Raw genomic sequence first — 14,410 nt, forward strand, 5'->3', positions numbered from 1 at the left:
GCCTTGCTGTCGCCGGAGGCGCGCACCACGAGGTCGAGATCCGAGACAGCCTCGACATAACCGAGGCGGGTGGCGAGCTGCAGCGCCATCGACCCGAACACGCCGAGACGCGTGTCGTGATCCGCGGCCGCCTCCAGCAGCGCGTCGAGCACCGGCGCGAAGGGAAGGTCGCGCGGCCGCGGCGCCGCCAGCACCTCGTAGGGCGAGCGGATGTCGGCGATCGCGCCGAGCGGCACCGTGATGCGGGCGCGAACGCGCGAGCCGTCGTGACGGAACGGAAAGGCGACGCCGAGCTCGACATGCCCGTTCGGCACCGTGCGCTCCGGACGGCAGGCGATGCCGGGAATGTCGTTGTCGGTGAACGCGGCGGCCGCCCAGGCCTGCAGCGGCGCGCGACGGAACTGCGGCAGCACGCCGGCCGCCACGGCCTCGGCGAGGCCCGGCCGCGCCGCGGCCCGCATGAAGATCAGGGTGTGCCGGGGAAACTGCATGGCGCCGCCTATCGGGTCTTGCGCCAGACCGGATCGGTCTTGGCGGTCGCCTGGAGATCGATCTGGGCCCGCACCAGATCGTCGAACAGCCTCGTCGCAACAGGGCCGACGATGCGGATCGGGGCCACCACCCGGCCGTCGGCGGCGGGCAGGCTCGGCACCAGCTCGAGCTCGGTCGCGGCCGCGCCGGTGACGAGACCGGGCGGCACCTTCACGACGCGTCCCTTGATGCGCAGGACGGTACGCGCCGCGCGATCGACCGTCTCGGCCGCGTGCGGCGTGCGGCGGACCAGCACCTCGTATTCCGGATGCGTCCGCCGTCGGCGATAGGTGATGATGCGGCCCTGCGGATTGCAGACGTGACCGCTTTCCGCGTACGGAAAGCTGTCCGCGGTCGGCAGGCCGCCGACGACCAGCTCGCGCCAGCCCTCGCCGGCCGGCGACGCGACCAGCACGATGTCGTCGCGCAGCGGAACGCCGTCCAGCGTGAGCCAGCCGAACTCCTGACAGCCGTAGAGATCGTGCACCCGGTAGCCGTGCCGCTCTGCGACCGGCAGCAGGTCGAGATCGAGCGGCGTGCCGGCCACCATGATGACGAGGTGCTCGGGGAGCCGATCCGCGAGGCCGAGCCTGGAGGCCTCTTCCAGGCTGGCGCGGATGAACGACGACTCCCCGAGCACCAGTGCCGGCTGCTGCCGGCACAAGGCGACGATGAACGCCTCGCGGCTCGACCGTTCGAGGAAGAACCACTGCAGACCGGCGCGATCGAGCGCCGGCCGCGAGAACACGTTCACCAGGGGCGGGTAGGTCACCAGCATGCGCTGGCCCGCCACCGCCCCGACCGTGTCGAGGACGCGGCGCGCGACGGCGCAACGTTCCTCGATCTCGCTGAACGTCACGCCGACGATGTTCTGGAACGCCGACGATCCGGTCGTGAAGGTCACGTAGGCGAGGTTGAGGGGCGTGTGCACCTCCTCGACCACGTGGGCCGCCGTCGGCCCCGCGATGCCCTTGTCGGTCAGCGTCCGTCGCGGCATCTCGGCCATCGACGGAGCCGTCGCAAAGGCGGACGCCATCTCTTCCAGATCGTCGAGTGCGTCGGACATCGCGGGTGCCTCCGGGGTCTCGGCTCAGGCGCTCTGCGGCCGGTACTTGTCGGCGACGGCGGCGAACTCGGCCGCCATCTTGGCCGCGACCTGCGGACGCGTGACACGGCCGCCGCGGGCGGCGCCGAGCACGGCACGCCCCACCGGCCCGGTCGCCTCGCCCTTCGCCTTGGCGACGCGCAGCGCGGCGACCTGCCGGATCACCACGGACCGCAGATCGGCGATCTCCGGCACCACCTCCTCGACACCGCCGAGCTTGTGGAAGAACTGCGGGCCGGCGGCGAACACCGGGTTGCTCTTGGAGAGCTCTTCCAGCACCTCGATGTTCTTCTTGATGATGCGCGACACGCTGGTGAGCGGCATCACGTGGATCATGGTGCCGAACTTGGCGTCGAGCGCGACGATGCGATCGGCCTGCAGACCGTGGCACAGGAAGGCGCCCGAGATGGCGCGGCCGATGACGGCGGCGACGATCGGATGACCGGCGGCGCGGGCCTCGGCGAGCGCCAGCTGATAGGCGCCCGTCGCCTTGTTCATGCCGAAGATCTCTTCGACCTTGCCGGGGCCGTTCCCGGGGGTGTCGACGATCAGCACGATCGGCCGCTTGGCCGACGCCGGCGCGTCACGATCGGCCGCGAGGGTCGCGTAGACGGCGGACGCCATCTTGTACCCCTCCTCCATGCCGATGATGCCGGCGTAGACGACCGGGAACTTCTCGTTGAAGGCCTCGGCGTCCGAGGCGATGACCGTGACGGTCTGGCCGTCGAGCGTCGCGGTGCCGACCACGGCGCCGGGGCCGTAGCTCTCGTCGGTGAACTCCTTGGCGCCGACACGGTCGCGCGCGAAGGAGCCCGGGTCGACGATCATCTCGAGGGCGACCAGTCCTTGCCCGATCAGGGTGTCCATGGTGATCTCCAAATCTTGGCTGCGCGGCGCGGGCTCAGACCGAGAGCCGCTGCGCCTGCTTGCGGAAGTCGTCGACGGGCGCGTCGCCGAGCCCGGCCGGATCGTTGTTGCCGGCACGGCGCCAGACGTCGTAGGCGTCCTTCGGCTGCATCTCGGCGGCGAGCGCCACCGCCCGCATCTGCTTCTCGACCAGCGCGGCCGAGCCGATGCGGCGGAACTGCTCGAAGTCTCCGACCGGCAGCTTGCACAGCTCGGTGACCTGGCCGCGGAAGGCGGCGATGCGGTCGTCGACCAGGAAGTTGCAGTCGCCCATGATGTACTTGTGGCGGCCGCCGGTGGTGCGATAGACGAGCGCCCGGTTGGAGGCGTCGAACTCGTCCTTGCCCATCTCCTCCTCGATCACCTCGGGGCCGGTGAGGCCGAGGCGGCCGAACTCGCTCATCACGATCACGTCGGTCGCGGCGGCGACGAAGCCCATGCCGCCGAAGCAGCCGATCCGCGAGCCGATCAGCGCGACCACCGGCACCTTGCCGCGGGCACGCTGGAACGCGTCCATCACCTCGGCATGCGCGAGCAGGCCGGCGTTCGACTCGTGCAGACGCACGCCGCCGGTCTCGAACGAGATCGCCACGAGGGGCAGCTCGTCCGGGGCGATCTTCGGGTTCGCGGCGCGCAGCTCGTCCGCGAAACCGATGGCGAGATCGATGGTGGTGACCATCTTGGCGCCACCGACCTCGCCGACGGCGCCGCCGATGAAGCGGCCTTCCTGCGAGATCACGAAGACCGGCCGCTTGCCGATCCGCCCGACGCCGGTGACGACGCCGTCGTCGAACTCGACGGCCTCGCCGAGCGCGACGAGATGCGGGCTCGACATCCGGTCGAACGGACCGGCCAGCTCGGTGAAGGTCCCTTCGTCCACCAGGCCGATCGCGCGATCGCGCGCGCTCGACTCGAGGAAGCTCCGGGTCTGAAGTTTGCTCCAGTTCGCCATGTCAATCGTCCTCCCGCGTCACGCGGCGGTTTCGGCGAACGCCTGCTGCAGGCGCATGGAGACCACGGCCGGCGAGGCGTTGTTGTCGTTGATGTCGATGGCGACGTCGGCGAGCTTCGCGCGGTTCACGAAGGTCTCGAGGACCTTGCGCCACACCGCGTCGAAGCCGGCGACCGGCGTCGTGATCTTGACCGTGACGGCGCCTTCGAGATCGCGCGGCTCCAGGATCACCTCCAGGTCACCGGAGCCGACCACGCCGTAGTGCACGGGCGCCGCGAGCCGCACCGAGGCGGCTTCGGCCTTGCATTCGAATTCGAGAGTGTTGAGGGCCATCGTCGTGTCTCCGTGGCTCACCAGTTCCGGAAGCGGGCGGGCGGGTTGTAGAGACCGCCCGACCAGTCCACGAGCTCGCGCATGTTGCGGGCCGCGAGCCGGTCGCGGGTGGCGGTGTCGGGGTCGATGTCGAGGTCGGCGGCGGTCTTGACGATGCCGTCGTCGCGCAGCCGCTTGGTCTCCTCGGGCTTGGCGCGCAGGCCCACCTCGGTGTAGCCGGCGACCGCCCGGATGGCCGCCATGCGGGTCTCCAGATCGGCGCAGCGGTTGAGGTAGGCGATGCCCTCCTCGGTCACGAGGTGGGTGACGTCGTCGCCGTAGATCATCACGGGCGGCAGATCGAGCTTGGCGTTCTCGGCGAGCTTCCAGGCGTCGAGCCTGTCGACGAAGGCGGGGGCGCGGCCCTCGCCGAACGTCTCCATGCCCTGCACGACGAGGCGCTTGCCGCGCGGCATGTCGCCGATCAGCTCGTTCATGCTCGGCACCTCGCGACCGCATTTGAGCCACGAGTCGGTCGAGTGCCGCCGGCCCTTGGCGTCGCAGCCCATGTTCGGCGCGCCGCCGAAGCCGGCGACGCGATTGGCGGTCGCGGTCGAGGAGTTGCCGTACTGGTCGATCTGCAGCGTCGAGCCGATGAACATGTCGAGCGCGTAGTGACCCGCCGTCTGGGCGAGCGCGCGGTTCGAGCGCAGCGAGCCGTCCGGCCCGGTGAAGAACACGTCGGACCGCGCCCGCACGTAGTTCTCCATGCCGAGCTCGCCGCCGAAGCAGTAGATCGCCTCGATCCAGCCCGACTCGATCGCCGGGATCATGGTGGGATGCGGGTTGAGCACGAGCTGCGTGCAGCACTTGCCCTTGAGGCCGAGCTCCTCGCCGTAGGTCGGCAGCAAGAGCTCGATCGCCGAGGTGAGGAAGCCGATGCCGTGATTGATCCGCTTCACGCCGTATTCGCCGTAGATGCCCTTCAGGCACATCATGGCGAGCAGGATGTGGCGCTCGGTGACGAGGCCCGGATCGCGGGTGAACAGCGGCTCGATGAAGAACGGCTTCGGCGACTGCACGACGGCGTCGATCCAGTCGGCCGGGATGTCGACGCGTGGCAGCTTGTCGACGATCTTGTTCACCTGGGCGATGACGATGCCCTTGCGGAACTTGGTCGCCTCGACGATGACGGGCGTGTCCTCGGTGTTGAAGCCCGTGTAGAGGTTGCCCTCGCGATCCGCCTCGTAGGCGCAGATCAGCGACACGCGCGGCGTGAGATCGAGGCAGTAGCGCCCGAACAGCTCCAGATAGGTGTGGATCGCGCCGAGCTCGAGCTTGCCCTCGCGGATGAACGTGGCCACGCGGCCGGACTGCGGGCCGCCGAAGGCGAAGTCGAGCTTCTTGGCGATGCCCTTCTCGAACACGTCGAGATGCGCGGCGAGCGGCACCGACGACTGCACCATGTGCAGGTCGTGGATCTTGGCCGGATCGACCTTGCACAGCGCCTCGGCCAGGAAGTCGGCCTGCTTCTGGTTGTTGCCTTCGACGTTGACCTTGTCGCCGGGCCGCACCACCGCCTCGAGCAGCGGCACGACGTCCTCGACCTTCACCTGCTTGCCCGGACCGATGAAGCGTGCGGCGGCTTCCATTCGCTGCGCCGTATCACGCTCCAACGTGTTCCATTGACGTTCGACTTTCATGTAGAACCCCCTTGAGGACGTGTTCACTCGCCCGGACCAGGCCGCCCGACCGGCGCCCGCCCGTTGCAGATGTCTCCGGAGTGGATGTGATGCTCCCGCCCGGCGTCGTCGCGCAGGACGAGGGCGCCGTCGGCCGCGAGCCGAACGGCCGTTCCGCTTCGCTGCTCCCGCTCGTCGGCGACCACGACGCGCCGCCCGAGCGTGCTGCTGTGACGCCGCCAGGCCTCGGCCACCGGCGCGAAGCCATGCTCTTCCCAGACCGCGATCCAGTCCGACAGCGCCGACAGGCAGGGGTCGAGAACCGAGTCGCAGCCCAGCGGACGGTGCGTCGCCTGCTGAAGCGAGCCCGCGATGTCGCGCAACGCCGGCGGAAAGTCGTCCGCCGCGATCGAGACATTGAGCCCGAAGCCGAGGACGACGAACTCGATCTCCCCCTCCGGGCTCGCCGCCGCTTCGGCCAGGATGCCGCAGACCTTGCGGTCGCCGAGCAGGATGTCGTTCGGCCATTTGATCGAGGTCTCGATCCCGAGCCGCGCAACCGCATCGTGGATCGCGACCGCGGCGACCAGCGTGAGCTGGCCGAAGTCGCGACGCGGGCTCCGCCGCAGCAGAACCGACACGCACAGGCTCTCGCCGCGACGGGAGAACCAGGAGCGTTCGCCCTTGCCGCGACCGCCGACCTGATCCGCGGCGATCAGGACGGTTCCGTCGGTCGCGCCGCCACGCCCCAGCTCGATCAGCATCGCATTCGTCGACTCGACCACCGGGATCCGCAGGACGGTGTCGCCGATCCTGCCGTCCGTGTGGTCGCCCGCGTCGAGCGGCGCGACGAGCCTATCGTGAACCAGGGCGTGCACGGCGCGATCCTCCGGGTCTCAGTGACCGGCCACCAGGCCGATCGTGGAGGCGAAGACGCCGACCGCGATCGCCGAGACGATCAGGCCGCAGATGTTGGCGCCCATGGCGACCGGCAGGATCATCGCGTAGGGGTTGGACTCGCCGACGATCTTCTGGGCGATCTTCGCCGTGGTGGGCACGCAGGACACGCCGGCGATGCCGACCACCGGGTTGAAGTTGCCGCGCGAGATCGCCCAGATCAGCCAACCACCGGCGAGACCGCCAATGCCCGAGAACAGGAGCGCCGTCATGCCGAGGACGAGCAGCAGCAGGACCCGCACGTCGAGCAGGGTCGACGCCTCGCACAGGATGCCGAGCACCAGGCCGAGCAGCAGGGTGGACATGTAGGTGATGGTCTTCTCCAGGAGCTCCTGGTACGGCTCGATCTCGGCCTCCTTGATGGCGACGCCGAGGAAGAAGGAGAGGATCAGCGGCGCGGCGACCGGCAGCAGAAGGCAGAGCAGCGTGGCCGCGACGATCGTGAAGATGAACTTCGACTTCTGGGTGACCTCGGGGAACTCCATCTCGATCTCGGCGCCGCGATACTGGGCCGGCACCAGGAGCTTGATCAGATAGGGATAGCCCGCATAGGTCAGCGACAGATACAGATAGGCGATAATGGAGATCGGAACGAAGAGATCCTTCGCCATCACCAGCGAGGCGAACAACACCATCGGGCCGTCGGCCCCGCCGATCGAGCCGACCGCGGCGGCCTGCCCCGGCGTGAGGCCGCAGTAATAGCCGATCACCAGCGTCACGAAGGTGCCGAGCTCGGCGAAGATCGCGATCGTGATCGAGGCCCAGGGACGCGCCAGGATGAAGGTGATGTCCGACATCGAGCCGATGCCGAAGAACAGCATGCAGGCGACGAGCGAGTTCGAGAAGGTGAAGTTGTAGATCGGCTGCAGGAAGAAGACCTGCATGGCGTTCACGAGCTCGGCCGGATCGGCGATCAGCGGCGACAGCATCAAGGTGCCGATCTTGTGGCCCTCGAGGAACATCACGCCGGCGTTCACGCACATCATGGCGACGCCCATCGGCACCATGATCAGCGGCTCAAGCGTGCGCTTGAAGCCGAGATAGGCGAGGCCGAATCCCATGACGATCAGCCCGATGCGCGTCACCGCGATGATCGGATCCTGCACGAACATCGTAGCGATGCCCGGGAAGACCGCGAAGAGTTGCTCCAACATCGTATTGTCCTTGTTGAGTGTCAGTCGGCCCGGGCGGGCCGGCGGACGCGGGGGCTCACGCCCCCTCGCCCCGGTTCAGCACCTTGTTCAGCAGCACGATCACGCCGATCACGGCGTACGAGATCACCGCGGTGATCGCGTAGGCGGCCAGCGTGTAAACGATGACGTTCATCGTCGGTCTCCATCGGGTTTCGGGTGGTGTCGGTCGCCGTCGAGGCAGAAGCCTCGGGTGGCGGTTTGCGGGAAGGCCGGATGCTCCAGCAGATGCGTGCCGACCGTCACCGACAGGAGATCCGCCGAGCCGCCGGGACTGATCCGGCGCGCGATGCAGGCCTCGTCGAGGCGATGGATGGCGGCGACGCCCTCCGGCGTCAGCGCACCGCCCAGGTCCATCACGTGGCGGGCTTCGGCGCGCACGAAGTCGAGCGCCTCGGGGCCACCGCGCCACATCACCGTGGTGTCCTCCGAGATCGCGATCAGCGCGACGAGCGCGTGCACGAGCGCCCGGTCGAGACCGTGCCCGGCGGCCAGCGCGGTGCGCAAGGCCGGCAGCCCGCAGTCGACCACGCTGGGGAAGCCGGCCTCGACCTCGCCGCGGATGCCGAGCGTGCCGTGGCGCCGGAACAGGATCTCGCCGGCGGTGCGCGGCTCGCCGGCGTTGCGGCGAAGCTCGCGCTCGCACAGGCCTTCGGTGATCTCGCCGACGGTCCTCAGCACGTCGTCGGCCGACAGCGCGTCGGTCGCGCGGCTCACGCAGCCGGCGGCGGCGGCGAGCAGGCCGGCGCAGAACAGGGCGCCGCGCTGGGTGTTGACGCCGTTGGTGGCGGCGAGAAGTGCGGCGTCGTGCTCACGACCGACCGCGCGCACGGCGGAGAGCAGACGGACGGGCGCGCCGCGATGCGCGCGTCCGAGCGCCGCGCACTGGTAGAGGCACGGCGCGATCGCCGCCGACGACAGCATGAAGGTGCGGACGTCCATGTCCTCGTGCGCGCCCATGGAACGCGGCGTCACCAGCCCGGGCTTCGGGTGGGAGCAGACTTCGAGGAGGAGTCCGGTCAGCGTCGCCGAGCCGATGCGCCAAGCGGCGCCGTCGAGCAAGGCTGGAACGACCGGTGTTTCCGGGAGGACGGAGGAGAGACCCACGACGATACTCCTGCGCGGCCACGGACCTGGACGAGGACATCGTCAGGCACGGGAGGGCGCAGCGCGGCGTACCGGTTCGGCACGTCACCGCTCGAGAAGCACCGTCACGAGATTCGCGGGTTCACTTGGTGTCGACCGGATCGCCCTGCGCGCTGGCGCGGCGAAGAGACCCGGAGTCCGGTGTGGCCGTTCGCTTGGTCTCACATGCTCCGTGTCGACAGCCACGCATCACGGAACGCCGCGAAATCTGTTCTCACGAGCTCGTCCTGTCAATCGCGATCGAGCAAGCAGAATCCCGGATGGTGGAAACACGCTTCGGCCGCCCTCGATTGCAGTTTTCTGAAACATGTCCTGAAAGGCGCAACGTCCTGCTCCCGGCGCACGGCTGAGATGATCAGGAGGAATGTCTGTTCAACCGCGGGAGAGGTCGGCTATTCATGACACGCGCCGCTGCGGGAGGTGGCGTCCCCGTCCCCCCGATCCCGAGGTGCCCCATGGACATCGCGACCAATCGCATCGGCAAGCTGGCCCTCATCACGGCCATGTCGAACGACGACGAGGAGACTCACATCAAGACGCTGGTCGGCCAGGAGCATCATCTCAAGCTGACCGTGACCTATGTGAGCGGACGCAAGGGCGACATCGAGAAGGTGTTCGTGCGCTCGCTGATCGGCGCGGCGCTCAAGGCCGAGACGATCACCGAGAAGGCGGGCCCGATCCATGCCGTCGTCCATGCCGGTTTGGAGGCGTGGCACGGGTTGACCCATGCGGTCGTCGACAGCAGCAGCCTCAAGGTCAAGGTGGCGATCGTCTCCGACGGCAAATGGGTCGCGATCGCGGCCTATGGCGATTCCGCCATGCACCAGCTCACCAATCACGAGCGGATCGGCTTCGGCGTCATGCATCTGTGACGGCTCTCGCCGTCACGCTCGCGTCTCCCGGTCCACGCTGCCCCGCCCCGCGCTGGCCCGGCTCGCGCCGGCCCTGCTCGGCCGGGCGGTCTGGCACGGTCCTGGCACGGTCCTGGGCAAGGTGACGCACCATTCTGGCGCGCATCCGCGCTTTCGCCGGCATCGGCGGCTCGGTATACCAAGTCGCACACGGCGGTCCGTGCCGGTACGCGCCTGCGGACAGGGGAGACGATCGATGGCCCGGAGCTTCGTCCTGAAGGGCGCCTTCGTGTACGACCACGGCGGCGACACCGACGCGCCGGCGGTCGCCGACGTCTTCGTCCGGGACGGCCGCATCGTTTCGGTGGGCGATCCGGTTCCGCCCGGCGTGCACGAGGTGATCGACCTCTCCGGCCACCTGCTCGCGCCGGGCTTCGTCAACAGCCACTATCATTCGCACGACGTGCTCGCCAAGGGCATGTTCGAGACCATGTCGCTCGAGCGTTGGGGCATGATCGCCGGCCCGATCGGCTCCGACCGGTCGATCGAGGAGGTCCGCCTGCGGACCATCCTGGGTGCCGTCGAATGCGCCCGCAACGGCATCACCACGGTTCAGGACTTCCTCAATCTCGCGCCGATGGATCCGGCCTATGTCGACGCCATCGTCGACGCCTATGCGACGGTCGGAGTCCGCGTGATCCTGTCGATCGCGGTGCGCGACAAGTCGCAGCTCGACACCATCCTGTGGGCCGACGAGATGGTGCCGCACGAGCATCACGCGACGGTCGGCACCGCGACCGGCGATCCGGCGCGCCAGCTCGCCTTCGTCGAGGAGCAGATCGCCCGGATCGGCGACCGCGACGGCGCCGTCGTCTGGGCGCTGAGCCCCTCGGCGCCGCAGCGCTGCTCGTTCGAGCTGCTGCGCGGCGTCGGCGATCTCGCCAAGGCCGGGGGGCTTCCGGTCTACACGCATGTCTACGAAACGCGCCTGCAGCGCCTGCTCGGCAAGGAACGCTACACCGATCACGCCGGCTCGCTGATCGCCCTGATGGACGACGCAGGGTTGCTCGGACCGCACGTCACGATCGCCCACGGCGTGTGGCCGGACGCCGAGGAGATCGCCCGGATCGCCGACACCGGCACGGGCGTCGTCCTCAACATGCTGAGCAATCTGAAGCTGCGCAGCGGCGTCGCGCCGCTCGCCGCCTACCGGCGCGCCGGAATTCCGCTGTCGCTCGGCTGCGACAACTGCAGCTGCGCCGACGTCCAGAGCATGCTCCAGGTGATGAAGCTCTATTGCCTGCTCGGCGGCATCGGCATCGTCGGGCCCGAGCGGCCGGAGGCCGCCGAAGCGATCCGGCTCGCCACGCTGGGCGGCGCCCGCGCCGCCGGGCGAGAGGGCGTCCTCGGCGCGGTCGCACCCGGCATGGCGGCCGATCTGGTCGCCTACGATCTCGACGATCCGGCGTGGCGGCCGTTCAACAGCGCGGCCCGGCAGCTCGTCTTCGCGGAGACCGGGCGCGCGATCCGACACGTGTGGGTCGCCGGCCGGCAGGTGGTGCGCGACGGCCGCTGCGCGACCTACGACGAGAGCAAGCTGACGCGCGATCTCGCCGCCGCGATGCCGATGGTGCGGCGCGACCTCGATGCGCTCGCTTCGGCCGCCGACGTCATCGAGCCCGCGTTCCAGGCGATCCAGTCGCGCGCCTTCTCGACCGAGCTCGGCTACGACCGCTACCTGCCGCGCTTCTGACCGCGCGCTCGACGCCGATCAGGCGGCGAGCGCGGCGTCGATGAAGCTCGGGTCGCAGAGGTCCGTCGCCTTCAGGTCGGACTTCACGATCTCGGCGCGGCGATACTGGTCGATCACCGTGGCGAACTGATCGAGGTCGATCGACAGCAGCTTCTCGGTGCCGACCCGCGCCATGATGTGGGACGTGCTGGCGCGGATCTCGGCGAGCTGGGCGTCGTAGTTGAGGCCGGGGCTGCCGTACTTCTCGACCATCAGCTTGGCCGTGGTCTCAGGCCGCTCCAGCGCCCAGCGCCAGCCCTCGATGGCGCCGCGCAGAAATCGCACCGTGAGATCGCGGTTGTCCTTCAGGAAATCCTCGCGAGCGTAGATGGTCCCCGCCGTCTCGGGCACGCCGAGATCGTGCACGTTGAGCGCGACGATCTCGAAGCCGCGGGTCTGCAGCATGACGCCCTGGTTGGTGGAGTAGCCGATATAGGCGTCGAGCTGCCCGCTCACGAGGCCGGTCGGATCGGGCGAGGCCGGCACGATGGTGACGGAACGCGGATCGACGCCGGCGTCGCGCAGCAGGTTGAGCAGGATCGGGCGGCTCGACAGCGGCGACGCGATGGTCTTGCCGGCGAGCTCGCGCACCGCCCGGATCGGCTTGCCGGCCGGGCTCATGATGGCGGTCGGGCTCTTCTGGAACACGGTCGCGATGATCTTGATCGGGAATCCCTTCTCGCGCGCCAGCACGAGCGGGCCGGTGATCCGGTCGCCGATCGGCGACAGCCCGCTCGCCACATTGGCGACGGCGTCGACATTGGGGCCGCCCGGATTGAAGGTCGGGTCGACGCCGTGCTTCTTGAAGAAGCCCTGCTCGATCGCCGCGAAATAGCCGCCGTACTGGATACTCTTGATCCAGGAAAGCTGGAACGAAAGCGGGGCGGCGTCGGAGCCCGCGGCACGCGCCGCGCCCTGGAACGGGGCTGCGGGGAACAATGCGCCGAGCGTGCCGCCGAGAGCGGCCCCGAGCACGTCGCGCCTGCCGATCGTCGCCTTGCTCGTCATGGCACCCTCTCCTCGTTCTCGCCCGCAGCGTTCTCACCCGCAGGCCGGAGCGCAAGGGCAAGCAATCGGGGTGCCAAGCCGCGCCGCATGGCACGTCGATTGCTGGAGATGTCATACAAAGTGTCTTTCCATCCGAAACCTGCCGCCGACCACCCCGGTCGACGCTCCGCGACCGGGCTGCTTCGGCGCCGTTCGATCGCGTGCCGATTCGAGTAGCAAGTGATGCCTGAGAGATGGGCTGTGCCGTCGCCGGTAGGGGAGCCGCCGCACGATCCGGCGGATCGGCTCGACGAGCCGGTATCGCATGCCGGAACGCAGTGGGTCGGATGCTCCCTGCCCCGGGTCGAGGACGACCGTCTCCTGCGCGGCGCCGGCCGGTTCGTCGCCGACGCTGCCGCACCCGGCATGCTGCACGCGGTGGTGCTCCGCTCACCGGTCGCGGCGGGCCGCATCGTCCGGCTGGAGACCGAAGCCGCAGCGGCGCTGCCGGGGGTCGTCGCGGTCCTCACTGCGACCGAGGTGGCGCAGGACGGATTGCGCGGCATTCCGTTCGAGGTGTGCCCGCCGGGGCGCGAGGAGGACGCAAGGCAGCACGGCCCGGCCGCAGTGGCCGATCCGCAGCCGCTGCTCGCCGCCGGGCGCGTCCGCTACGTCGGCGAGCCGGTCGCGCTGGTGGTGGCCGAGACGCTCGCGCGTGCCATGGACGCAGCCGAAGCCGTGGCGCTGGAGATCGCCGCGGAGCCGGCCGTGGTCGACGTCGCCGGCGCGCTCGCGCACGGCATGGCGGGCGTGGCGGACCCGGTGCTGTTCTCTCACGAGATCGGCACGCGCGCTGCGGCGGAGGCGTGCTTCGCGGCGGCCGCCGTGGTGGTCGAGATCGACACGCTGGTGCCGCGCCTCGCGCCGGCGCCGATCGAGACCCGTGCCTATCTGGCGCGCTACGACGCACTCTCCGGAACCACGACCCTGATCGCGGCGGCCGGCAAGCCGCATCCGCTGCGCGATGCGCTGGCGCGCGACGTCCTCGCGATCGATCCTTCGGCTCTCCGGGTCGTCGCGCCCGACATCGGCGGCGGTTTCGGTGGCAAGAACGTGGCCTATGTCGAGGCGGCGCTGGTGACCTGGGCGGCGCGCCGGCTGAAGGCGGATGTGCGGTGGATCTCCACCCGCAACGAATCCTTCCTGTCCGACGTGCAGGGCCGCGATCATCGCATCCGGGCACGGCTCGCCGTCGATGCGGAAGGCCTCATCACGGCGCTCGACGTCGCGGACGACGTGAATCTCGGGGCCTATCTGGCGCCGCGCGGCGTGACGCCGGCGCTCAATGCCGCGAAGGCGCTCACCGGTCCGTACCGGATCGTAGCTCTGCACGCGGTGTTGCGCGGGGTGCTCACCAACACGGTCCCGACCGCGCCCTATCGCGGCGCCGGCGCGCCGGAGGCGGCGTTCGCGCTCGAGCGGCTGGTCGACATGGCCGCCCGCCGGCTCGGCCTGGATCCGGTCGAGATCCGCGCCCGCAACCTGATCACGCCCGCCATGCTGCCCTGGACCGCGCGGACCGGCGTGACCTTCCACAGCGTCGATTTTCCGGCCCAGCTCGACGCCATGCGGCCCGCTCTGGCGGAGGCCCGCGCACGCCGCGCCGACAGACCGGAATTGCGCATCGGCGTCGGCGTGGCCTTCACGATCGAGGGCTATGCGCCCGCCTTCGGCGAATCCACCGAGATGATCGTCGGTGCCGACGGCGGGGTCGAGGTCCGCATCGGAACCAAGTCGTCCGGCCAGAGTCACGAGACCACCTACGCCCAGATCGCGGCCGATGCGCTGGGTCTCTCACCCGACGCGATCACGATCGTCCAGGGCGACACGGCTTTGATCGCGCGGGGCAACGGCACGGGCGCGTCGCGCTCGCTGACGGTCGGCGGCTCCGCGATCCTCGAGGCGGCGGCCGCCTTGCTGCGACGGGCGGCCGGCGCGG

The 14,410-nt window shown here is 69.6% G+C and carries 13 protein-coding genes; 3 read left to right on the forward strand and 10 right to left on the reverse strand.

The window, feature by feature from the left end; all coding sequences use genetic code 11:
- From CH341_RS18910 to mdcB, 9 genes are all read right to left on the reverse strand, one after another.
- The coding region (locus tag CH341_RS18910) for a malonate decarboxylase holo-[acyl-carrier-protein] synthase (protein WP_245431138.1) at positions 1–491 on the reverse strand (491 nt) is incomplete at its 3' end.
- Positions 492–499: 8 nt separating this feature from the next.
- A complete protein-coding gene (locus CH341_RS18915) occupies positions 500–1,597 on the reverse strand; it encodes an acyl carrier protein (RefSeq protein WP_111420548.1) in 1,098 nt (365 codons plus the stop codon).
- Positions 1,598–1,621: 24 nt separating this feature from the next.
- The gene (gene mdcE, locus CH341_RS18920) at positions 1,622–2,503 is read right to left on the reverse strand and encodes a biotin-independent malonate decarboxylase subunit gamma (RefSeq protein WP_111420549.1); all 882 of its coding nucleotides are present in this window, start codon (positions 2,501–2,503) and stop codon (positions 1,622–1,624) included.
- Positions 2,504–2,537: 34 nt separating this feature from the next.
- A complete protein-coding gene (locus tag CH341_RS18925; protein ID WP_111420550.1) occupies positions 2,538–3,494 on the reverse strand; it encodes a biotin-independent malonate decarboxylase subunit beta in 957 nt (318 codons plus the stop codon).
- An 18-nt stretch (positions 3,495–3,512) separates the two neighbouring features.
- Positions 3,513–3,827 (reverse strand): malonate decarboxylase acyl carrier protein, encoded by a 315-nt coding sequence (gene mdcC / locus CH341_RS18930; RefSeq protein WP_111420551.1) that lies wholly within the window; start codon positions 3,825–3,827, stop codon positions 3,513–3,515.
- Between the two features lie 17 nt (positions 3,828–3,844).
- Entirely contained in the window at positions 3,845–5,509 is a 1,665-nt protein-coding gene (gene mdcA, locus CH341_RS18935; protein WP_111420552.1) for a malonate decarboxylase subunit alpha, read from the reverse strand.
- 23 nt (positions 5,510–5,532) lie between these two features.
- Positions 5,533–6,366, reverse strand: a complete 834-nt coding sequence (locus CH341_RS18940; RefSeq protein ID WP_111420553.1) for a biotin--[acetyl-CoA-carboxylase] ligase — start codon at positions 6,364–6,366, stop codon at positions 5,533–5,535.
- 18 nt (positions 6,367–6,384) lie between these two features.
- On the reverse strand, positions 6,385–7,599 hold the full coding sequence (gene madB / locus CH341_RS18945) for a Na+-transporting malonate decarboxylase, carboxybiotin decarboxylase subunit (RefSeq protein WP_111420554.1): 1,215 nt from the start codon (positions 7,597–7,599) through the stop codon (positions 6,385–6,387).
- Between the two features lie 168 nt (positions 7,600–7,767).
- Positions 7,768–8,742, reverse strand: coding sequence for a triphosphoribosyl-dephospho-CoA synthase MdcB (gene mdcB, locus CH341_RS18950; protein ID WP_245431139.1), 975 nt, complete (start codon positions 8,740–8,742; stop codon positions 7,768–7,770).
- A gap of 494 nt (positions 8,743–9,236) precedes the next feature.
- On the opposite strand from mdcB, the gene CH341_RS18955 reads away from it, so the two are divergent.
- Both CH341_RS18955 and CH341_RS18960 read left to right on the forward strand, forming a co-directional pair.
- Positions 9,237–9,653 (forward strand): HutP family protein, encoded by a 417-nt coding sequence (locus CH341_RS18955; protein WP_111420556.1) that lies wholly within the window; start codon positions 9,237–9,239, stop codon positions 9,651–9,653.
- Positions 9,654–9,888: 235 nt separating this feature from the next.
- A complete protein-coding gene (locus CH341_RS18960) occupies positions 9,889–11,385 on the forward strand; it encodes an amidohydrolase family protein (protein WP_170149711.1) in 1,497 nt (498 codons plus the stop codon).
- Positions 11,386–11,403: 18 nt separating this feature from the next.
- Here the strand turns inward: CH341_RS18960 and CH341_RS18965 are convergent, their stop codons facing one another.
- Positions 11,404–12,432: an ABC transporter substrate-binding protein gene (locus tag CH341_RS18965; protein WP_111420558.1), complete on the reverse strand. Its 1,029-nt coding sequence runs from the start codon at positions 12,430–12,432 to the stop codon at positions 11,404–11,406.
- Between the two features lie 222 nt (positions 12,433–12,654).
- On the opposite strand from CH341_RS18965, the gene CH341_RS18970 reads away from it, so the two are divergent.
- Positions 12,655–14,410, forward strand: a 1,756-nt coding sequence (locus CH341_RS18970; protein WP_146604537.1) for a xanthine dehydrogenase family protein molybdopterin-binding subunit, incomplete at its 3' end; no start/stop codon positions are given.

It is taken from the genome of Rhodoplanes roseus (assembly GCF_003258865.1).
GTDB classification, from domain to species: Bacteria; Pseudomonadota; Alphaproteobacteria; order Rhizobiales; family Xanthobacteraceae; genus Rhodoplanes; species Rhodoplanes roseus.

Coding starts and splice junctions, on each gene's coding strand:
- CH341_RS18965 (WP_111420558.1), bottom strand. CDS start 12,432: ATGACGAGCAAGGCGACGATCGGCAGGCGCGACGTGCTCGGGGCCGCT.
- CH341_RS18960 (WP_170149711.1), top strand. CDS start 9,889: ATGGCCCGGAGCTTCGTCCTGAAGGGCGCCTTCGTGTACGACCACGGC.
- mdcE (WP_111420549.1), bottom strand. CDS start 2,503: ATGGACACCCTGATCGGGCAAGGACTGGTCGCCCTCGAGATGATCGTC.
- madB (WP_111420554.1), bottom strand. CDS start 7,599: ATGTTGGAGCAACTCTTCGCGGTCTTCCCGGGCATCGCTACGATGTTC.
- mdcA (WP_111420552.1), bottom strand. CDS start 5,509: ATGAAAGTCGAACGTCAATGGAACACGTTGGAGCGTGATACGGCGCAG.
- CH341_RS18915 (WP_111420548.1), bottom strand. CDS start 1,597: ATGTCCGACGCACTCGACGATCTGGAAGAGATGGCGTCCGCCTTTGCG.
- mdcC (WP_111420551.1), bottom strand. CDS start 3,827: ATGGCCCTCAACACTCTCGAATTCGAATGCAAGGCCGAAGCCGCCTCG.
- CH341_RS18955 (WP_111420556.1), top strand. CDS start 9,237: ATGGACATCGCGACCAATCGCATCGGCAAGCTGGCCCTCATCACGGCC.
- CH341_RS18925 (WP_111420550.1), bottom strand. CDS start 3,494: ATGGCGAACTGGAGCAAACTTCAGACCCGGAGCTTCCTCGAGTCGAGC.